The sequence below is a fragment of the Rhodococcus sp. WY5 genome (genome assembly GCF_018588185.1).
In the GTDB taxonomy this organism is placed as follows: domain Bacteria; phylum Actinomycetota; class Actinomycetes; order Mycobacteriales; family Mycobacteriaceae; genus Rhodococcus_F; species Rhodococcus_F qingshengii.
In genome coordinates this window covers 111,583-130,964 of the sequence record NZ_JAAMPR010000001.1, presented here as the reverse complement: position 1 = coordinate 130,964, position 19,382 = coordinate 111,583, and the positions used below count along the sequence as shown (strand labels likewise).

Below are 19,382 nucleotides of genomic sequence, written 5' to 3'. Positions count from 1 at the left end.
GTCGTTCCGTCGGGGATGGACTACCTGTAATGAGTGAATCACCAAGAGACTCCAGCGCCGAACCTGCCATTGTCGACATCGTCGGCGTCGGGTTCGGTCCGGCCAACCTCGCGTTGGCCATTGCTGTCGAAGAACACAATGCAAATTGTGCGGCCGTTGATCGGGTGAACGCGCGGTTCTTCGAAAAGCAGTCTCAGTTCGCGTGGCATCCCGGGATGCTGCTCGACGGTGCCACCATGCAGATCGCGTTTCCGAAGGACCTGGTGACGTTCCGGAATCCACAGAGCGGATACAGCTTCTTCTCGTATCTGTTCGAGCAGGGTCGACTGGTCGACTTCGTCAACCACCAGACCTTCTTCCCCACGCGCCACGAATTCAACGACTACCTGTGCTGGGCAGCTCGACGAGTCGACGCGGACGTGCAGTTCGGTACAACCGTCGACGGGGTCGAGGGCATCAAGAACTCCGACGGCGTTGTCGATCGCTTTGCGGTTCGCACCGCCGACGGTGAAACGGTGATCGCGCGCAACATCGTTGTCGGAGCCGGACTGAAAGAGCGGATCCCGGAGTGGGCGACGCCTTCGTCGCGGTGCTTCCACAATCACCAGTTCCTCTTCCATCTCGAAGCAATGCCGGAGCCCGTACACAACCGGTTCGTCGTTCTCGGCGCCGGCCAGAGTGCCGCGGAGATCGTGGACTACCTGCACGCGAACTACCCGAACGCCGAAGTTCACAGTGTTTTTGCCCGCTACGGCTACAGCCCGGCAGACGACAGCCCGTACGCGAACCGCATCTTCGATCCCGAAGCCGTCGATCAGCTGCACGGTGCAGACGCCGCGGAACGACGCCGACTTCTCGATTTGCACCGCAGTACCAATTACTCGGTCGTCGACATCGAACTGATCAACAAGCTGTATGCCACCGAGTATCAGGAGATGGTTCGTGGGCCGCGGCGACTGTTCATGCGTCGGGCCTCGGAGATCACGAGTGCCGTGGAGACCGAATCCGGCATCGAACTGGCTGTCCGTAGCAATCTCGACGGCTTGACCGACACGCTGGCGTGCGACGCACTCATTCTGGCCACGGGTTTCACCCCGGCACCTCTGGACGATTTGTTGGGTGAACTCGTGCCGGATTCGTCCGTTCCGCGTAACGTCAGTCGGGATTATCGACTGGCTGTAACGGAGGACGTGACAGGCGGTATCTATCTGCAGGGTGGGACAGAACAGACTCACGGATTGACGTCGTCGCTGCTGTCGAACGTGGCAGTGCGGGCGGGGGAGATTCTGGCGTCGGTGCTGAGCCACCAGAACCGAACTGGTGCGCTTGCTAGTCTGGGCGCACAAGACACGTACGTAACGAGTGAGGCGAGATGAGCACTAACCCTTTCGATGACGAAGACGGCCGCTTCTACGTGCTGGTGAACGACGAGGACCAGCACTCGCTGTGGCCCACGTTTTCCGAGGTCCCCGCCGGCTGGCGAGTGGTGTTCGGTGAAGACAGCCGCAAGGCGTGCCTCGAATACGTCGAGGCCAACTGGACCGACATGCGTCCGAAGAGCCTGCGTGAGGCCATGGAAGCCGATCAGGCTGCCGGTGGAAAGCACGCAGTCGAGAGCTGATTCTCTCACCGCTCGGAACCCCCCCGAGTGAACAGAAAAGAGCTGGGCACCGTCAGGTGCCCAGCTCTTTCTGCTTGAACGACGCCTACTTCTCGGTGACGGGAACTCGACGCCTGCGCTTGCGGACCATCGGGCGACGTAGCGAGTCCACGCGCATCAGAATCCGTGGACGACGCAGCGTGCGCGCTCCCCATTCGCCGAGCGTGACGCCCGCGGCCAGGGCGCAGCCGATGCCGAAGGCCGACAGCAAGGCAGTCAATCCGATCAGTACCTGGTCGTTGAGCAGCGCGTACAGGCCTCGGTACAGCGACAGACCGGGGAGCAGCGGAGTGATGCCTGCGACCGCGACAACCAGCGGAGGCGTCAGTGCGCGGCGAGCCATCAGACCACCGGCAAGACCGACCACGGTTGCGGCGATTGCGGCGGCGATCACGGGACCGACGTCGAGTGTCTGCACGAAGATCGACACACCACTGCCTGCCGCACCGCCCAGGAACGCCGCGGTGAGTGCACGCCTCTCGGCGTAGCAGGCGAGCGCGTAGAACACCGACGCACACGCACCGGAGAGCATGAGGATCGGCAACTGCGTGATGGTGGAGACTTCCACATTGATCGGTGGAAGCGTCGAACCCAACATCCCGGTCATTCTCAACGAGATTGCGACGCCCGCGATGATGCCGCCCGTCATCATCACCACTTCGAAGAATCGCGCGACAGCTGTAATGGGTGCACCCATGATCGCGTCCTGGACCGAGCCCACCAACGACAGCCCGGACAGTAGAACGACCACTCCGGCCGCGATGACCAACGACGGCCGGATACTGATCCCCAGCTGGTCCTGAAATGTATAGAGCGTGGCGGCGGGCGCAGCCGCGATGAGACCACCGACAACCTGCTGGAAGAAGAACGGTAATCCGAACCGGTTCAGTACGCGGTTGACTCGATCGATGACCATCGTCGTCAGAAACGCGACTGTGGCAACGAGGAACCCGCCGCCGAGCAGGACGGAGACCGAAGCCGCCATCGCAGCCCAGGCCATGGTCGCGGTCCATCGGTTGTACGGGTGCGGCGCCGTCGTGATGGCTGTGAGCGCGTCGTGCGCTTGGTCCGGTGTGATCGCCTCACGGCGGATACGACGTGTCAGACGGTCGACGGCCGCCAGCCGCGTGAAGTCCATCGAGCGGTAGTGGACGATGCGCATCGTGCTCGCCGGCGGTCGCGTCGGGCCGCGATAGGCAGAGAGCACAATCGAGTTGTAAGTGACGTCGACGTCACACTGGGCAAGGCCGTACGTGGCGGCGATGAACTGCACCTGCTCAGCGGTGTCCATGGCCGCGGTTCCGGATGCGAGGAGGACTTCGCCCACCCGAACCGCGAGGTCCAGGACCTCTGCGACGACGGCGTCGTCTGTCAGGTCGATCGGTTGAAGCGGTGCGGGAGCCGACGTGACCGTGTCGACGGTGGCTTGCCGGTTTCCCGTCAGGCGTGTGAGTACTTCGGTGAATTTCGCCATCAGGGGGCGGAGTGGGAGTTGCGCATGGGGCCCACGCTATCTAACGTGACCCGCGCGCGGCCACCGTGACGGCTTGGATATGATGGCTCCGCAAAGTCAGTCGCGGCAACGCGTCGGTCTTCGCCTCCTTAGCTCAGTGGTAGAGCACTCGCCTTGTAAGCGAAAGGTCGTCGGTTCAATCCCGACAGGAGGCTCCGAAAGAGGAGGCACTCACCAATGTGGTGGGTGCCTCTGTATTTGCTGAGGTGCCGATAGGCGCCCGGTTCAGTTGGTCTCGGGCTTGTTCGTAGCCTGGCGCGGGTCGATCGCGCCGTCGATGTACTGCTGGGCGATCACTCGCAGTTTGACGTTGCTGCGCTGCGAGTCCTGGATGAGAATGCGGAAGGCTCGGTCGGCGTCGACGTGGTGGGTGCCCATGATGATGCCCTTGGCCTGTTCGATGACGCCTCGCGATTCGAGTGCTCGCTCGAGGTCCATTGCGTGCTTTCTGGCGATGTCGAGGCGCTGCGAGCTGTGCAGCGCGTAGGCCGAGGTCACGGCGAACAGTTGGAGCAATGCCACGTCGGCGCCGGTGAAACCTCGGAGGTCGTGGCTGTAGAGATTGAGGGTTCCGAGCGGGCGTTCCCGGCCAGGCAGTGGCATGGACAAGAAGCTGACGGCGCCGACTGCCTTTGCCGCGCTTGCGAATTGAGGCCACCGGCTGTGGGCTTCGCTGGCATGTGCGCGGACAACGGTTCCCGTGCGTGACGACGTCACACTCGGTCCGTAGTCCAGTCGGAATTGGATCGAGTCGACGGTGCGAACAAGTTGGTGGGTGGCGGCTACGGTTCGGAATGTCGTGTCCGAACCGCCGATGGTAATTCCGGCCATGTCGGCGTCGGCGATGAGATCGACGGCATGCCTGCAGACTTGTTCGAGAAATTGCTCGGCCTGGGCATGTGGATCGAGGTGCGCGTACAGCGATTGCAGGGCGTCCGAGGCGGCGTCCAGGCTGTCCTGCGACGCGGAATTTCGGCCCCCGGTGGGGCCGCGGTGTCCTCTGGCGATGCGCGGCGCCGTCATTGTCTCAACCACCCTTCCCCATCACGTCGCAGGCATGTCCGATTCGTCTCATTGTTGCACCGGACTAACTGTTGTGCACTCTGTTTCGGTGGACAAGTGTCTGATGGGGCGGACGGTTATGTGAAGTGGTCTGCGTATGCCCAATCGTGATGTTTGATTCGGCCGTTAGCGGGTAGTGCGCCGATCTTGGAATTATGTTGTCCTGCAACAGTTAACGTGGAAACTGCGACCGGGGTACAAGTTTTCTCCGCAATGGCGCGCAGGTCACGAACTTGGCCTATTGTCAGCGCCAGCGCACAATCTTGTACGCGTAACCCGTAGACAGTGAAGGGGATACGACGATGAACGGACTGATCGCGGCTCTGAACAGTGGAATGACCGTTGGCCTGGCCAACACGATCCTGACTTTCGGCGGAATCATCATCAACCTCAACATCGTGATCAACAACTGACCGCGTAATCGGCGAGTAACGGTTTGTTATGCCGATTCGATCGGAAGGTCCGGCCCTGGGCGGTCGCTCTTGCTCTTGAGCCACCGATTGGGAAGTTTGCCGGCAAGTTCTCCGAGTGGACCGACTGCAGCGCTGAGGATTCCGACGGTTTCCTGAAGGACCTCGATGCTCGCGCTCATCCGCTCGAGGTTGGGAGCGAGGGAAGTCAAGGTGTCGGACAGTGCAACGATCTGGTCAAGCGGGCCGCCTTCGGCGATGAGCCGTTCGAAGGCGCCGTTCTCTGCCAGGAGTGTTTCGAGGATGCCGTTCTCGGCCAGTGCGCGATCGATGACACCGTCCTTGGCAGTCAGGCGTTCGACGGCACCGTCTTGCGCTGTCAGGCGTTCAAGCGGACCGTCCTCCGCCATCATTCGGTCGAGGAGACCGTCCGGCGCGAGCAAGCGTTCCAATGCGCCGTTCTCGGCGAGCACCCTATCCAGCGGTCCGCCGGGGGCAAGAAGTCTTTCGAGTGGTCCGCCGGGAGCGAGCAGTCGTTCGAGAGTGCCGTCGGGTGCAGTCAGTTTGTCGACCGGGCCGCCGGGAGAGAGAAGTCGATCGAGTGGCCCACCGGGGGCCAAGGCCTGCCCGATGGGCCGATCGTCAGCGGTGAGCGATGACAACTGCTGGATCATCTGCATGGGTCCGCGGGGGCTTGCCAAGCCGGCAGCACCCGCCGTCACGGCGCCGGTATTACCGACGGCGATACGAACTGTCGTGACCGTCAGCTCGGCGATTCCCAAACTGATCTCTGCGGCTGCAATGCCCGCGCGTAGGGGAAGCGTGAGCATCTCCAGCAGTTTCATGCGTTAACTGTAACCGGTAACACACAAACACTCACCAGGATCGCCGGTCAGTGAAGGACCTTCAGACCGACGACACAGCCGACGATGCCCAGGATCAGCAGTATCTTGACGATCGACGTGGACTCCGCGCCGGTGATCATCGCATATCCCACAGTCAGGGCGGCGCCGATGCCGACCCAGACCGCGTAGGAAGTCCCGATGGGAAGGGTACGCATTGCATACGCGAGGCCGGCCATACTGACGATCAGGCCGAGGACGAAGACGATGGTGGGCGACATCTTGCTGAATCCGTCGGACTTACCGAGTGCGGTAGCCCAGACAGCTTCGAAAAGTCCGGAAATGACGAGCACGATCCATGCCATGGTGAACAACTCCCAAGGCACCGTCTTTTCGCTGGCCGGGTACGGTGCGCTCGTCCGGATGTCGTCGTTGACCACCCAACCATAGCAACAGAATTCTGCGTTCCGACCCGATCAGCTGGCGATTTAGGTCACCACCGCCGTTCGAACCCGCTTCAGATGGATGGTCGACACGGCCACCACGATCGTCGCCGTCGCAGCGAGAACAGTCAGAGGAATCGGCGTGTTCACGGCGGCCGGTCCGTGTTCGACGAGCACACCGGTAGACCACCCGAATTCCCGCGAGCCCGGGTCCAAGAAGGTCGGTGAAACCGAGAACAACGTGAAAGCGACGGGCAACATCGCCCCGCTCGAGACTGCTCCGACGGCAACAGGCATGCATGACGTGACGGCCAGTCCCAGCGCAAGCGGGAGGACGAGGACGTAGGCAACCGTGGTCGGGGCGGCATCCAGCAATCCCGAGAGTGCAGTCACGGCAAGGAGTCCCAGCCCGAGTTGCGGCATCGGTCTTCTCCAGTCGACGACGACGCCCAACGCCAGGGCAGCAGCTCCCGCGGGCATCGCCCAGGTCCAGTCGGATGGAAAGGAAATCGAGCTGACCGAAACCGCGCTGACTGCCATTCCGACGAGTACGAAACGACCGTCGTGTGGCGGCAACCGCCAAGCCAGTGCGACGGTAACGGCAACCGCCAATACCACCGCGATCACCCATGACCCAGGTGATGTCGTCGAGCCCAACCACACATAGAGAGCCGTGAATACCAGGGGCAGAACAACTCCCAGCTTCACCAGGCGTGCGTCGATGTCGCCCGGCTCCTGATTCGGTCGTGAGAGTGCGGCGACTCCACCCACGAGAAGAGTTGCGGCGAGCAGAATCCAGACGGGAACCGTGGACGGCACGGGGTAGGAATCGCCCGGAAGTGTGAGCGACCACCTGGGGACGCGATCGCGCCACAAGTCCGCTGCGCCGAAGTACAGGGTCGTCGTGGTTACGCCGAGTCCGAGAGCGGTTTGTGCTCCGCGGTGACCCTTCGTCGGAAATGCCGCTGCCGCGAGGAAAGCGCCTGCTCCGATTGCGTTCAGAGTCACCGAAATCTGGGCGGAGACGGGGACGAATGCAGGTAGCGCGATGGCGAGGGCGCCGACTACAGCGAAGACACTCGCGAGACCGCCACGTCCCCAGCGATGCAGTAGCGCTACGCCGACGGCCGCAACCACCGCGGCAGTTGCTCCCGCCCACTGCGGCGTGATCACCACCGAGATAACGCCGGCGTCGGAGAAGGAGAAGTCGTCAACTCGGGACTCGGCCACTGCGTACGCGGCCACCACACCGCCGACCAGCGCGGACGCCACAGGACCGTAGAGCTGAGCGATTTGAACTGGGCTACGTTGCTGCATAATTCGTCGAATTTTTGCACAACTCGCCGATACGACTTATCGTCACATCGCCGTGCGGATCCATCCACACCGGTTCCCCGTCCCGAAGTCGAGGAACCAGCAGATGGCGTCCTCGACTCGGCCACTGAACGAAGTCGTAGCCGGCCAAATTTGTCTGAACTGCGTCGGCGACCCACACCGCAGCGTCCGCGAATGCAGTCTCCATCGACCGTGCGTTGAAGTAGCTGAATCCGCTGATGTCACGTGTGCCTTGCCAGCCGATCGAAGCCTGGATCCTTGCCGGGATCCTGCTGTCAGCTTTTCACCTGCACCCGGCCGTTCACAGGAAGCTCCCAGGGAACATACAGCGGGAATCCAGTGGCAGGGGAGAAGATGGTTCTCGTGACCGACAAGACCCCCGAAGCCCGCATCCTCGTTGTCGACGACGAACCCACCATCGTGGAGTTGCTCTCCGTGAGCCTCCGATTCCAGGGTTTCGAGGTGGCAACTGCTTCGAGCGGCGCCCAAGGCCTGGACGTCGCACGGACATTCCGTCCCGACGCGATCGTTCTCGACGTCATGATGCCCGGGATGGACGGCTTCGGTCTGCTTCGACGCCTGCGCGCCGACGGTGTGGACGCGCCCGTCCTGTTTCTGACGGCGAAGGATTCGCTCGACGACAAGATCAGCGGCCTGACCCTCGGCGCGGACGACTACGTGACCAAGCCGTTCAGCCTCGAAGAAGTCGTGACGCGGTTGCGGGTCATCCTGCGCCGCGCCGGTCGCGGGGTCGCGCCGGAGCAGTCGCCGCGGGTGAAGTTCGCCGACATCGAACTCGACGACGACACCCGCGAGGTCTGGAAGAAGGGCGAGTTGGTTGCACTCTCGCCCACCGAGTTCACACTGCTCCGATACTTCATGGTCAACGCCGGGACGGTTCTCAGCAAACCGCGGATTCTCGACCACGTCTGGAATTACGACTTCGGTGGGGAGGTCGGAGTTGTCGAGTCCTACGTTTCCTACCTGCGGCGCAAGGTGGACACGGGGGAGACACCGCTGATTCACACATTGCGTGGGGTCGGCTACGTGATGCGTGAACCGCGGCAATGATCGCCGCCGCGGAAAACGATCAGCTTCCGAAGCGGGGTCGTTTCCGTCTCCATTCACTGCCGCTGCGCTTCACCCTGGTTGCGGCCTTGCTGGTGTTGGCCGCGCTGGGTCTGTTGGCGTCGGGTGTAGCGGTCACTTCTGCTCTCGAGAATTCACTGACCCAGCGAACCGACAAAACGCTGTACGAAGCGGTCGACGGTTGGGCAAAGCCGCACAGCAGAGATCTGCAGCCGCCCAGTGACGTCGGCCCGGGCACCCGCCCACCCAGCCCCTTCTTCGTTCGGACCGTGACCCCGGACGGACGGGTGATCATCCTGAACGACAAGTCGACGACGACCGAACCCGACCTGTCGAAAGATTCCACCAACGGCCCGATCACCGTCGGATCGAGCGACGGTTCGGACGTGAACTGGCGGGTTCTCACGACGGTCCGCGACGGCACGACCACGACTATCGGTGTGCGACTGACGGATAACGAGCAGACCGTCGACGACTTGGTCGGCCTGCAACTCGGCATCGGCCTGGTTGTCCTGCTGATCCTCGGCGGCGCAGCGTATTTCGTGGTTCGTCGGAGCCTCCGTCCGCTTGTCGAGGTGGAGGAGACTGCCGCTGCCATTGCCGCCGGCGACCTTCATCGACGTGTTCCGGAGCGCGATGACCGCACCGAGGTCGGTCGACTGTCCGTGGCGCTCAACGGAATGCTCGCGCAGATTCAACACGCATTTGCCGCGACCGAGGCTTCGGAGGAATCGGCACGGCGTTCCGAGGAGAAGATGCGTAGGTTTGTCGGCGACGCGAGCCACGAGTTGCGCACACCCTTGACGACTATTCGTGGGTTCGCCGAGTTGTATCGCCAAGGCGCCATGACTGATACGGAAACGCTGATGAACCGGATCGAGGGCGAGGCGTCGAGGATGGGACTTCTGGTCGAAGATCTGCTCATGCTGGCAAGACTCGACGAACAGCGTCCACTCGAGAAAAAGCCTGTGGATCTGCTTGCAGTTGCGGCGGATTCGGTACAGGCGGCACGAGCGATCGCACCGGATCGAACTGTCGAACTTCAGATGGCCGGCGGCCCAGGCCTGCCCGAAGTGCATGGTGACGAGGCCAGGCTGCGTCAGGTAGTTGCCAATCTGGTGGGCAACGCGATCAAACACACTCCGCCGGATGCGCAGGTCACCGTTCGTGTCGGTACGACCGAGAACTCCGCGGTGGTCGAGGTTTCGGATACCGGTCAGGGTTTGAGTGACGAGGATGCCGCGCGGATCTTCGAGCGTTTCTACCGCGCCGACACCTCTCGCACCCGTGAGACCGGGGGCGCCGGTCTCGGCCTGTCCATCGTTTCGGCTTTGGTTGCAGCGCACGACGGAACCGTCAGCGTCGAGACCTCCCTCGGGCAGGGGACGACGTTCCGCGTCGAATTGCCGCGTGACCCGAAGGACGACTGACGCCGGATTGCCGCAACCGGTCCCCTCAGAAGTAGGTGTGCACCGTGCCGACGACGCGGTAATCCGAATCGACCTCGGGAATCAGTGACCACTTGTCGAATGTGGTGCAGGGATGCGAGATTCCGCAACCGAGCAGATCGCCGACCTTCACGTCGAAGTCATCCGGAACGTCGACGTACGCGTGCTGGTCGTTGAGTGCGGTGATCGTCAGCTCTCGCGCTGATCGGTTGGATCCGTCGCGTCGGCGCCACAGGACTATGGGAAAGCCTGCGTCGGAACCGACATCGCGGCGGCCGAAGCCCAGGATCACCCGTCCGGGTTCAGGTATGGAGAGCACTACGCCCCAGACCTCTGCGGCTCCCTGCAGAGTTCGCGGACCGTCAGCCCACGGCGAAGTTTCGGCATAGAGACCGTGATCGTGAGTGATGTAGCAACCGCTGCGCAGCACGATGCGTACACCGTTGTCGAGTGCCCATCGGCCGGCCAGCTCGCGTACAACCAGATCGTGAAACGCACTGCCGCCGAAAGTGACCAGTGGCTGGGGAGCCTTCGCGGAGTTGTTCTCGAACAGGTTCTCGGCCACACAGATTTCCGTGAAAACCCGCGCGGATTTGAGATACGAATCGACGGAGATACGGCGGGCTGCTACCGAGGCTCCGGGCATCATGCCCTCGAACCCCTCGACTCCGGTGAGTATCAACGAAGGTGCCTGCGATGCTGCGCGTGCGACGTCGAGTGCTTGCTCGACAGTGCGAGCGCCCGCGCGTCCGCTGTCGTAGCCGAGTTCGACGAGAACCCGGATACGGCTGGCCGGTGAGACTTTCGCGATCAACTGTTCCATCAGGCGGACGCTCTCGACCGAGTCCACGAGGGTGGTGACGAAGAAATCGGGGTCGGTGGCCTGGGCGTCGCAGATCCACCGAATACCGGCGGGATCGAGAACCTGGCTGGCGATGATGATGGTGTCCACACCGAACTCACGCAGAATGCGTGCCTGCGCAACGGTTGCGGCTGTCATCGCCCAAGCCCCGGCGTCGAGTTGCCGTCGAACCAGTTCGGGGCTCATCGTGGTCTTCGCGTGAGGCGCCAGATCCACATCGTGGTCGGAGCAGAACTGCGCCATGAGGTCGACATTGTGCGCGATCGCTGCACGGTTGAGTGTCATCACGGGTAGCAGGAGGTTGCCGTCGAGTGCCGAGATCCCCAGCGGCTCGAGGTCGGAACCGTCGCGACCTTCGAGGTCGGTGCCGAAGGCCTTGTGCTGCCAACCGATCGGGGGGTTCGCGAAATCCGTCATGGCATCGATTGTGCCGTTGATTGCAGACGATGTGTTCATGTGTGGTGACTTTCTGTCAGAACTATGCAGGTCAGAATGAGATCCGGCTACGAGCGGCGTACCGGGCGACCAGGCAACGCGTCCTGGACCACGACACCGTCTTCGACGACGGGTACTCCGCCGACCAGCACGCGGCTGATACCGGTGGAGGGGCGGGTGCCGTCGATGTACGTGGCGTTGTCGGTGATTCGCTCGGGGTCGAAAACGAGGATGTCCGCGTCGCTACCGGGGCTGATCCGGCCTTTCGTCGCCATCGAGGGAACCGACTCCTCCAGAATCTGCGCAGGGATCAACGAGCAGCGCGCGATGATCTCCGACAGCGACAGCAGCCGACGCTCGCGGTACAGCGTACGAATCGCACGTGCATAGGTGCCTGCGCCGCGGGGGTGGCCGAGTGCCTTCTCCGGCAGTGGCCACTGCAATGAGTCGGCAGGCGAACGGCCGGGCCAGGTCAGTGGCATCGCGTCGCTCGCGATGGCGGCGCGATCGAAAGTCATCGCCCGTTCGAGGAATTCGCGCTGCACGGTGTCGTTCTCGTCGAGGAACTCCACCAGCACCAACCCACCGGGGTCGGTGGCCCGAAGATGTTCCAGCTGCTTGCGGTCCGCGATACGTTCACCGGTGGGTACGAATGTCAGCGACCGTGGTGTCAGATTCATCAGGTGCAGCTTGTCGGGATCGAGAAACGCAGCTCCGACGGCCGTCGACCCGGAACCGTACGGATACGCCTCCGTCGTGACGCGCGATCCGGCTGCCTGAACCTGCGCCACCACCGACAGCGCGTGGTCGACGTGCATTCCCGAGGTGCTGTTGACGTGGCAGTAGTGCATGTGTGCGCCGGTTTCGGCTGCTGCACGGGCGATTTCGACGGCACCATCCACCGGGCTCGACGGATCGGCCGAGATGAGCGGGCGCGCATGGGTATAGGTGGGAACGCCGGCTCGGGCCGCGAGATCCGCCACCTGTAGGTACTCCACCGGATCGGATTTCGGCGCGTACCCGACCACCACGCCGATGCCGAGAGCGCCTGCGGCCAGATCGTTTTCGAGGAGTTCGAGAATGTGGGCGCGCTGGGAGGCGGTGGGCTCGCCCCGCCAGCTCGGGGAACCGAGATGGTGCAGGAGCGTTCTGATGTCGCCGTCGGGATCGGCCCCTGAGAGTTCGATCATTCGGGCGTGCGCCCACGACGTCGCGTAGCCGTAGTTGATCGGGCGGCCCTCGGCGCCGGCCCGGGCATATGCCTTTGCAACAGGAATGACGCCGGCTTCCAGTTCGAGGGCCGTCGTGACTCCGTCCAATGCCTGAAGTCGCTGCTCGGCGATTTCCTGTCCGTGGCTGTGCAGGTCGATGAATCCGGGGCAGATGACCTGACCGGTCACGTCGATCGTCTGCCGGGCTTCGATCGCGTCGCGACCCCACGCCGAGACCTTGCCGTCGGTGATCGCGATGCCCCGAACCTCGTCGGTCCCCGATGCGGGATCGACGACACGGCCGCCGGTGAACACGATGTCGTGGACCTGCATCAGCGCTGCACTCCTGTCGTTGGTCGAACCGCCTGGCCCGGCGAATGTCCCGATGGTTTCACGGCTCGGGTATCGGATTCTGGTGTGAACGTCCCAAATGGAGGCCGACTCACCGTTCGAGCGGACAAGAAACGGATGCGCTCGAGTGTGAAGGTGAAAGCGAAGTTATCAATTCAGCCGATTGAGATCGATGGAGGACAGGAATGCACGTCTATATTTCGGTGGACATGGAGGGTATCGCGGGTATCGCGACGCTCGATCAGACGATCCGCGGCGGTGGCGGCTACCACCGTGCGCAGATGCTCATGACCGCCGAGACCAATGCCGCGATCGCCGGTGCGTTCGACGCCGGTGCGACGAGCGTCCTGGTCAACGACAGCCACGGAACGATGGACAATCTGCTTCACGCCGACCTGGATCCACGGGCGCGTCTGATCTTCGGAACACCGAAGATGCAGTGCATGGCGGAGGGACTGACGTCCGATCACGACGTCGCTCTGTTTGTCGGCTATCACGCACCAGCCGGTGGGCCCGGCGTCCTGGCGCACACGTTCTCGAGCTTGTTCGCCGACGTCCGCCTCGACGGCAAGTCCGTCTCGGAGACCGACGTCAACACCCTCTACGCTGCCACCCAGGGCGTTCCCGTCGGCCTGGTGACGGGTGACGACATCATCTGCGGCTTGGTCGACGCGGCATCGCCGACAACCGAGACCGTCGAGGTCAAGAAGGCACATGGATGGTCGGCAACCAATTCGCTGCCGCCGTCGCTGGCGTGCGAGCAGATCCGAGCAGGAGCCGAGCGCGCAGTGCGTAAGGCCGACACACTGAAGCCGGTCGAGCTGCGTGACGAATGGACCCTCGAGATCGTTCACCCCACCACCACGGGAGCTGAACTCGCCGAGGCTGTTCCCGGCTCGCGACGGATTTCGGATCGTACGATTTCGCACACACTCGGCAGCGTCGACGACATTCTCGGTCTGATCACTGTCAATGCCCGGCTTGCAGCCGCAGGCGTCTCGACGATCGTGGCAGTCGCCAATCGCACGTGATGAAGTAGCGACTCCATCGCGAAATGCCGCCGACGCCGTGTGCGCCGGCGGCATTTGTCATCTCCTGGGGCAGAACATGTTCCGACCGACCAAACGTTGCTTCGGCTATTGGTGAAACGGACCAATGCGGTAGACGTGTTCGCTGTCACACTTCATCAGTCTTTTCAATGTTCCAGTCCATGCGGCACAAGACAATTCGGGAGGCTTGATGAAGGCGGAACGCGTCACAGTGGAAGCACCGTCGCGGGTGAGCGACGGTTCGGTTCGAAAAATGATGGACAACAAGTCGATTCGTCGCACGACCACCGTTACGGTGGGGCTGCTCAGTACCATCTGGTTGATCGACATGGTGGATCGCGTCATGATCGGGCTTGCGCTTCCGATGATCGGCGACGAATTCTCGCTCAGCAGTACGCAGTTGGGTGGCGTGGTCTCGGTATTCGCGATCTTCTACATGCTCGGGCAGGTCCCCGGCGGAATGTTGGCCGACCGCTTCGGACCCAGGCCCCTGTTGATCGTTGCTTTGATCCTGTGGTCGGTGTTCACAGCGTTGACAGGGTTCGCGTGGGGTCTCGTCTCGCTGATGGTAATGCGTGCGATGTTCGGCATCAGCCAGGGGCTCTTTCCAGCGGCGTCGTTCAAGGCTTTGGCTGAGCGGACCCGTCCGAAAACCAGGGCGACCGCGATGGGTTTCATGCTCGGCGCCAACAACCTCGGCCCCGGCATCGCACCGCTGATCATCGCGCCGGTCCTCATGGCCGTGGGGTGGCGTGACGCGTTCTGGCTGGTGGCGATCGTCGGCGCAGTGATCGGCACGGTGGTGTGGTTGGTGCTGCCCGCACCGCTGGACACGGAAATCTCGGAAGATCCCGAGGCAGCCTTGCAACCTCTGGCGAGCGAGCACTCTCGCGCCGCCGTGTTCAAGTCCGCGTCGGTGTGGAAGTTCGCGATTCTGTTCTGCCTGGCCAACATGTCCGCGTACGGGCTGATGACCTGGGTGCCGAGTTATCTGCTCAACGACAAGGGACTCTCGCTGATCGACACGGGAATCTTTGCCGCAATCCCCTTCATCGTCACGGCGCTGGCCACGATTGTGGGCGGGCGGTTGGTGGACAAGTACTTCCACGACCGGGCCAGGATCCTTCTGGTTCCGTGTATGGCCACGTCGGCAGTCCTGTTGTTCCTGATGACCACCGCTGACACCGTCGCGATGTTCACGTTCTACGAGACGTTGGCTCTAGGCATCAGCGGTCTGTGTTCGATGTCGATCTTCGCGATGCCGTTGCGGGCACTTCCGGCCGAATTCCTCGGTTCCGGAATGGGTTTGATCAACGGTTGTGGTCAGTTCGCCGGTTTCATCACCCCGCTCGTGATGGGATGGATGGTGGACCAGTTCTCGTACATGGCTGCATTCGGAGTCCTGGTCGGAGCGACGAGCGCTGCCGCATTGGTGGCCATGATCGTTCCGCAGACCCCGGCGAAATTCTGACAAGGAGACCGCAGATGTCGGCAACGGACGGCACACGAAAGATCGAAGACGACGTCGTCACCGATTTTTCCGAGAAGATGAGTTACGGGGCCTACCTCGGACTCGACACCCTCCTGGATTCGCAGCACCCGGTGAGCGAGCCGGAACACCACGACGAACTCTTGTTCATCATTCAGCACCAGACCAGCGAGTTGTGGCTCAAGCTGTTTCTCCACGAGATTCGGGCGGCCAGAGCAGCGATCGCTGCCGACGATATTCGGGTTGCGTTCAAGCGGATCGCACGTGTCAAACATATTCAGGCCACCTTGACCGAGCAGTGGTCGGTGTTGGCGACACTGACGCCGGCGGAGTATGCGGAGTTCAGGGGCGTTCTCGGCAACTCATCGGGGTTCCAGTCGTACCAGTACCGCGCCGTGGAATTCGTGCTCGGAAACAAGAACGCGGGCATGCTGAAGGTGTTCGAATCGGATCCGTCCGCCCATCGATTGTTGGAGACCCTGCTCGGGGAGCCGACACTGTACGACGAGTTCTGGCGGTACCTGTCCAGGCAGGGGTACGACGTTCCGGCGTCGGCTCTCGAACGAGACGTCAGCGCGCCCTACGTGCGAAACGACGAACTGATTCCGCTGGTCAAAGCAATCTACGAGAACGTCGAACAGCACTGGACGGCGTACGAGGCGTTCGAGGAGTTGGTCGACCTCGAGGAGAGCTTTCAGCTGTGGCGGTTCCGGCACCTTCGGACGGTGCTGCGGGTGATCGGCATGAAGAAGGGGACCGGCGGTTCGAGTGGTGGTGCCGGCTTCCTGCAACGTGCGCTGGAGTTGAGCTTCTTTCCCGAGCTGTTTGCCGCCCGAACAGAGATCGGTACCTGACACACCTGCTTGATGGCACCCAGCTGTTCGTGACACACGACGAATCCGAGCCCGAAGGACAGGAGTCTTGGACAAGATCCGACAGGGTCGCTTCGACCAAGCTTGACTGCGAAGTTGCAAGTCGGTGACAGGAGAGCGTCGGAGTGGACAAGAAATCAATGGTGGCAGACCTGGCGGCGTTGGTAACCGCTGAGTCGCCCAGTTCCGATCTCGGCGCAGTCGATGCATGTGCGGACGTGGTGGCCGAAATCGGCGAACGCCACCTCGGAAGCACCCCCGAACGTATCCGCATCGACGGGCGTCAGCACTTGCGTTGGTCGTTCGGCGCGGAGCCGAAGGTGATGCTCCTGGGCCATTTCGACACCGTCTGGCCGCTCGGAACGCTCGCGGAGTTGCCCTGGTCTGTCACCGACAACATCGCCACCGGACCCGGAGTCTTCGACATGAAGGCCGGCATCGTCCAGCTGTTCCATGCGCTCGCATCGCTTCCGTCGCTCGACGGGGTGGTCGTGCTCCTCAATTCCGACGAGGAAATCGGCTCCCCGACCTCGCGCGCACTGATCGAGGAGCAAGCACGTCAGGTCGACGCGGTGCTGGTCCTCGAAGCCGCAGCCGACGGCGCAGTGAAGACCGCGCGCAAGGGTATGTCGCTGTACTGCGTCGACATCGAGGGACGCGCTGCACACGCCGGACTGGAACCGGAACGAGGTGTGAACGCTGTAGTGGAGCTCGCACACCAGATTCAGGCCGTGGTGGAGCTCGCGGACCCGGCGGCGGGAACGTCGGTGGTTCCGTCCGTGATCAGTGGCGGCACGACCACCAATACCGTTGCAGCGCAAGCACAACTGTGGTGTGACGTTCGAATGTGGTCCGCGAAGGAACAGGAACGCATCGACCGTTCGATCCGTGCACTGACACCGGCGCTGGCCGAAAGCCGAATTTCGGTATCCGGAGGACCCAACCGTGGGCCACTGGAATCAGCGTCTTCGGAGAAGCTGTACTTTCTCGCTCACCAGGTCAGCAGTGAGAGCGGGTTGGGAATGCTTCGCGACTGCGCAGTCGGCGGTGCGTCGGACGGAAATTTCACCGCTGCAGTCGGAACTCCCACGTTGGACGGCCTCGGTGCCGTCGGCGGTGGTGCCCACGCAGCGACAGAACACGTAGAGATAGATCAGATGATCCCGCGCGCCACCTTGTTGGCCGGTCTGGTGACTCGAATCCTGGAAGGAGGACTGTGACGATGACGTCGCCGAACAATGTCCAACGCAAGACCGTTCAACCATTCGGAGGTGTATCGCCTTCACGGATGCGGCAGGCAATCAGCCAGGCCGAGCAGGCCGCTCTGCTTGCATGTGTGACTATCGAAACCGTCACCGGGCATGCCGAGTTGGAACAGGTATTCGGTCTGTTCGAGAAGGTATGGCAGCCGGAGAGCGGTAACCCTCCCGTCCATCGGGACATGATGAAGGCGCTCGCACACTCCGGTAACTACGTCGCCGGCGCGTTTCGTGGCGGGGATCTGATCGGCGGCTCGGTTGCATTCTTCGAGGAACCGCAACACCGTTCGTTGCATTCGCACATCACGGGGATCCTCCCGAACGTGCAGAACGGGCACATCGGCCTCGCGTTGAAACTGTTCCAGCGTGCGTGGGCACTGGAACGGGGAATTCTCCACGTGCGGTGGACTTTCGACCCGCTCGTCGCACGCAATGCCTACTTCAACGTCTCGAAACTCGGTGCGTTCCCGATCCAGTATCTGCCGCGTTTCTACGCGCCGATGAACGACAGCCTCAACGGCGGCGCAGACAGCGACCGGTTGTTGATCGACTGGGAAATCGGTAGTAGCAAGGTTGCCGACGTCGTCGCCGGTTCGGGAGAAGTCCCGACTCCCGAGTCCTTGGGGGCGAGCGAACTGCTGTCCGTCTCCGAAGCCGGCCTGCCCGTGTTGAAGTCGACCAAGAATCGATTCGTCACGGTGGCTACACCGAATGACGTGTACACACTGCGTAAGTCGGACCCGACGGCAGCGAACGACTGGCGCCTGGCAGTCCGCGAGACTCTCGGTGGTGTGCTCGCCGAGAACGGAGTGGTTCTCGCAGTTACCAGAACCGGAAAGTACGTGCTGGACCGTGCGCCGGGAACACAGGCAGGCAGGACAACAGCGGAGGTTACATCGTGAAGATCGAAGGAGTTGAATTACGCCGGGCGGCAATGCCGTTGAAAGCGCCGTTCCGTACCTCGTTCGGCACCGAGACCACCAAGGACGTGTTGTTCGTCAAGGTCGTCACCTCGGAGTCGGAGGGCTGGGGCGAGTGCGTGGCGATGTCCGAGCCTCGCTACTGTTCCGAATATACGGACGGCGCCGCCGAAGTCCTTCGTAAGTTCCTGATTCCGTCTCTGGGTGAACTCACCGATCCCGACGTGCACGCACTGAGCGCGACGATGGAACAGTTCGCCGGGCACCCCATGGCCAAAGCGGCATTGGAAACCGCATTTCTCGACGCCGAGTTACGGGCTGCCGGGACGAGCATGTCTTCGTACCTGGGTGCAGTAGTCGATCGCGTACCCGCGGGTGTCTCGGTGGGTATCAAGAATTCGATCGATGAGCTGCTAGAGGAGGTAGGCGGGTTCCTCGATGCCGGATACCTGCGCATCAAACTGAAGATCGAACCGGGCTGGGACATCGAGCCGGTTCGCGCAGTCCGCGAGAGGTTCGGCGACGACGTGCTCCTCCAGGTCGACGCGAACACCGCGTACACCCTGGCTGACGCCCGCCATCTCCAGCGGCTCGACGACTTCGACCTCCTGCTGATCGAGCAGCCGCTTCCCGAAGAGGAACTGCGTGGCCACGCCAGGCTGGCCGAGATGATGCGGACGCCGGTCTGCCTCGACGAGTCGATCACCTCCGCGAAGGTCACCGCCGACGCGCTGGCAATCGGTGCGTGCAGCGTGGTGAACATCAAACCGGGACGTGTGGGCGGTTATCTGGAATCGCGTCGTATCCACGACGTCTGCAAGGCCAACGGAATTGCCGTGTGGTGCGGCGGAATGCTCGAGACCGGAATCGGCAGGGCCGCCAACGTCGCGCTTGCCGCGCTCCCCGGATTTGTCCTACCAGGCGATACATCGGCTTCCGACCGGTACTTCGCCGAAGACATCACCGAGCCGTTCGTACTCGACAACGGTTACGTGAAGGTTCCGGAAGGACCGGGTATCGGCGTCGAACCGATCCCCGACCTGCTCGAAGCAATTACCACGTCGGTCGAATGGATCGGCATGGATCGGCTTTGACGAATCACTATGACACACTTCGTTCACCGGACGAAGGA

The 19,382-nt window shown here is 62.4% G+C and carries 17 protein-coding genes, 1 tRNA gene and 1 riboswitch; of the genes, 11 read left to right on the top strand and 7 right to left on the bottom strand.

The annotated features are described in order from the left end of the window. Nucleotides 1–29 precede the first annotated feature (29 nt). Both G4D79_RS00585 and G4D79_RS00580 read left to right on the top strand, forming a co-directional pair. The gene (locus G4D79_RS00585) at nucleotides 30–1,376 is read left to right on the top strand and encodes a lysine N(6)-hydroxylase/L-ornithine N(5)-oxygenase family protein (protein ID WP_007734359.1); all 1,347 of its coding nucleotides are present in this window, start codon (nucleotides 30–32) and stop codon (nucleotides 1,374–1,376) included. After that, nucleotides 1,373–1,621: an MbtH family protein gene (locus tag G4D79_RS00580; RefSeq protein WP_003945538.1), complete on the top strand. Its 249-nt coding sequence runs from the start codon at nucleotides 1,373–1,375 to the stop codon at nucleotides 1,619–1,621. Before G4D79_RS00585 ends, G4D79_RS00580 begins: the two co-directional genes overlap by 4 nt. Before the next feature lie 85 nt (nucleotides 1,622–1,706). Here the strand turns inward: G4D79_RS00580 and G4D79_RS00575 are convergent, their stop codons facing one another. Continuing rightward, nucleotides 1,707–3,134 (bottom strand): threonine/serine exporter ThrE family protein, encoded by a 1,428-nt coding sequence (locus tag G4D79_RS00575; protein ID WP_007734361.1) that lies wholly within the window; start codon nucleotides 3,132–3,134, stop codon nucleotides 1,707–1,709. Between the two features lie 122 nt (nucleotides 3,135–3,256). Between G4D79_RS00575 and G4D79_RS00570 the strand changes: the two genes are divergently transcribed. Next, nucleotides 3,257–3,328: transfer RNA gene (locus G4D79_RS00570), tRNA-Thr, on the top strand. 70 nt (nucleotides 3,329–3,398) lie between these two features. Here G4D79_RS00570 and G4D79_RS00565 read toward each other — a convergent pair. From G4D79_RS00565 to G4D79_RS00550, 4 genes are all read right to left on the bottom strand, one after another. Next, on the bottom strand, nucleotides 3,399–4,196 hold the full coding sequence (locus tag G4D79_RS00565; protein ID WP_003945473.1) for a GAF and ANTAR domain-containing protein: 798 nt from the start codon (nucleotides 4,194–4,196) through the stop codon (nucleotides 3,399–3,401). Nucleotides 4,197–4,674: 478 nt separating this feature from the next. Then, on the bottom strand, nucleotides 4,675–5,490 hold the full coding sequence (locus G4D79_RS00560) for a hypothetical protein (RefSeq protein ID WP_003945831.1): 816 nt from the start codon (nucleotides 5,488–5,490) through the stop codon (nucleotides 4,675–4,677). Between the two features lie 47 nt (nucleotides 5,491–5,537). Next, on the bottom strand, nucleotides 5,538–5,852 hold the full coding sequence (locus G4D79_RS00555) for a multidrug efflux SMR transporter (protein WP_099697081.1): 315 nt from the start codon (nucleotides 5,850–5,852) through the stop codon (nucleotides 5,538–5,540). A 14-nt stretch (nucleotides 5,853–5,866) separates the two neighbouring features. Beyond that, a riboswitch (guanidine-III (ykkC-III) riboswitch) is annotated at nucleotides 5,867–5,932 on the bottom strand. A gap of 43 nt (nucleotides 5,933–5,975) precedes the next feature. Then, on the bottom strand, nucleotides 5,976–7,247 hold the full coding sequence (locus tag G4D79_RS00550; RefSeq protein ID WP_099697017.1) for a hypothetical protein: 1,272 nt from the start codon (nucleotides 7,245–7,247) through the stop codon (nucleotides 5,976–5,978). A gap of 372 nt (nucleotides 7,248–7,619) precedes the next feature. Here G4D79_RS00550 and G4D79_RS00545 point away from each other — a divergent pair, with 372 nt between their 5' ends. Both G4D79_RS00545 and G4D79_RS00540 read left to right on the top strand, forming a co-directional pair. After that, nucleotides 7,620–8,336, top strand: coding sequence for a response regulator transcription factor (locus G4D79_RS00545; RefSeq protein ID WP_007734368.1), 717 nt, complete (start codon nucleotides 7,620–7,622; stop codon nucleotides 8,334–8,336). Further along, nucleotides 8,333–9,784, top strand: coding sequence for a cell wall metabolism sensor histidine kinase WalK (locus G4D79_RS00540; protein WP_214514215.1), 1,452 nt, complete (start codon nucleotides 8,333–8,335; stop codon nucleotides 9,782–9,784). The genes G4D79_RS00545 and G4D79_RS00540 overlap by 4 nt, the downstream gene beginning before the upstream one ends. Nucleotides 9,785–9,809: 25 nt before the next feature. Here G4D79_RS00540 and G4D79_RS00535 read toward each other — a convergent pair whose 3' ends face one another. Then, the gene (locus G4D79_RS00535) at nucleotides 9,810–11,120 is read right to left on the bottom strand and encodes an alanine racemase (RefSeq protein ID WP_042449526.1); all 1,311 of its coding nucleotides are present in this window, start codon (nucleotides 11,118–11,120) and stop codon (nucleotides 9,810–9,812) included. 47 nt (nucleotides 11,121–11,167) lie between these two features. After that, nucleotides 11,168–12,643: an amidohydrolase family protein gene (locus G4D79_RS00530; protein WP_099697016.1), complete on the bottom strand. Its 1,476-nt coding sequence runs from the start codon at nucleotides 12,641–12,643 to the stop codon at nucleotides 11,168–11,170. A gap of 203 nt (nucleotides 12,644–12,846) precedes the next feature. Between G4D79_RS00530 and G4D79_RS00525 the strand changes: the two genes are divergently transcribed. From G4D79_RS00525 to menC, 6 genes are all read left to right on the top strand, one after another. After that, on the top strand, nucleotides 12,847–13,692 hold the full coding sequence (locus G4D79_RS00525; protein WP_007734371.1) for a M55 family metallopeptidase: 846 nt from the start codon (nucleotides 12,847–12,849) through the stop codon (nucleotides 13,690–13,692). Nucleotides 13,693–13,900: 208 nt separating this feature from the next. Then, nucleotides 13,901–15,181 (top strand): MFS transporter, encoded by a 1,281-nt coding sequence (locus G4D79_RS00520; protein WP_099697015.1) that lies wholly within the window; start codon nucleotides 13,901–13,903, stop codon nucleotides 15,179–15,181. Between the two features lie 14 nt (nucleotides 15,182–15,195). Further along, nucleotides 15,196–16,053, top strand: a complete 858-nt coding sequence (locus G4D79_RS00515) for a tryptophan 2,3-dioxygenase (RefSeq protein ID WP_019747028.1) — start codon at nucleotides 15,196–15,198, stop codon at nucleotides 16,051–16,053. A gap of 143 nt (nucleotides 16,054–16,196) precedes the next feature. Beyond that, a complete protein-coding gene (locus tag G4D79_RS00510) occupies nucleotides 16,197–17,291 on the top strand; it encodes a M20 family metallopeptidase (protein ID WP_007734375.1) in 1,095 nt (364 codons plus the stop codon). A 2-nt stretch (nucleotides 17,292–17,293) separates the two neighbouring features. After that, nucleotides 17,294–18,232, top strand: a complete 939-nt coding sequence (locus G4D79_RS00505; RefSeq protein ID WP_202426978.1) for a GNAT family N-acetyltransferase — start codon at nucleotides 17,294–17,296, stop codon at nucleotides 18,230–18,232. Continuing rightward, nucleotides 18,229–19,344 (top strand): o-succinylbenzoate synthase, encoded by a 1,116-nt coding sequence (gene menC, locus G4D79_RS00500; protein WP_054188095.1) that lies wholly within the window; start codon nucleotides 18,229–18,231, stop codon nucleotides 19,342–19,344. The genes G4D79_RS00505 and menC overlap by 4 nt, the downstream gene beginning before the upstream one ends. Nucleotides 19,345–19,382 lie beyond the last annotated feature (38 nt).

Bases quoted from the DNA above. Each gene is read 5' to 3' on its own strand.
- G4D79_RS00560 (WP_003945831.1), bottom strand. From the start codon at position 5,490: ATGAAACTGCTGGAGATGCTCACGCTTCCCCTACGCGCGGGCATTGCA.
- G4D79_RS00530 (WP_099697016.1), bottom strand. From the start codon at position 12,643: ATGCAGGTCCACGACATCGTGTTCACCGGCGGCCGTGTCGTCGATCCC.
- G4D79_RS00550 (WP_099697017.1), bottom strand. From the start codon at position 7,247: ATGCAGCAACGTAGCCCAGTTCAAATCGCTCAGCTCTACGGTCCTGTG.
- G4D79_RS00585 (WP_007734359.1), top strand. From the start codon at position 30: ATGAGTGAATCACCAAGAGACTCCAGCGCCGAACCTGCCATTGTCGAC.
- G4D79_RS00555 (WP_099697081.1), bottom strand. From the start codon at position 5,852: ATGGCATGGATCGTGCTCGTCATTTCCGGACTTTTCGAAGCTGTCTGG.
- G4D79_RS00575 (WP_007734361.1), bottom strand. From the start codon at position 3,134: ATGGCGAAATTCACCGAAGTACTCACACGCCTGACGGGAAACCGGCAA.
- G4D79_RS00535 (WP_042449526.1), bottom strand. From the start codon at position 11,120: ATGAACACATCGTCTGCAATCAACGGCACAATCGATGCCATGACGGAT.
- G4D79_RS00515 (WP_019747028.1), top strand. From the start codon at position 15,196: ATGTCGGCAACGGACGGCACACGAAAGATCGAAGACGACGTCGTCACC.
- G4D79_RS00525 (WP_007734371.1), top strand. From the start codon at position 12,847: ATGCACGTCTATATTTCGGTGGACATGGAGGGTATCGCGGGTATCGCG.
- G4D79_RS00545 (WP_007734368.1), top strand. From the start codon at position 7,620: ATGGTTCTCGTGACCGACAAGACCCCCGAAGCCCGCATCCTCGTTGTC.
- G4D79_RS00505 (WP_202426978.1), top strand. From the start codon at position 17,294: ATGACGTCGCCGAACAATGTCCAACGCAAGACCGTTCAACCATTCGGA.
- G4D79_RS00520 (WP_099697015.1), top strand. From the start codon at position 13,901: ATGAAGGCGGAACGCGTCACAGTGGAAGCACCGTCGCGGGTGAGCGAC.
- G4D79_RS00580 (WP_003945538.1), top strand. From the start codon at position 1,373: ATGAGCACTAACCCTTTCGATGACGAAGACGGCCGCTTCTACGTGCTG.
- G4D79_RS00540 (WP_214514215.1), top strand. From the start codon at position 8,333: ATGATCGCCGCCGCGGAAAACGATCAGCTTCCGAAGCGGGGTCGTTTC.
- G4D79_RS00565 (WP_003945473.1), bottom strand. From the start codon at position 4,196: ATGACGGCGCCGCGCATCGCCAGAGGACACCGCGGCCCCACCGGGGGC.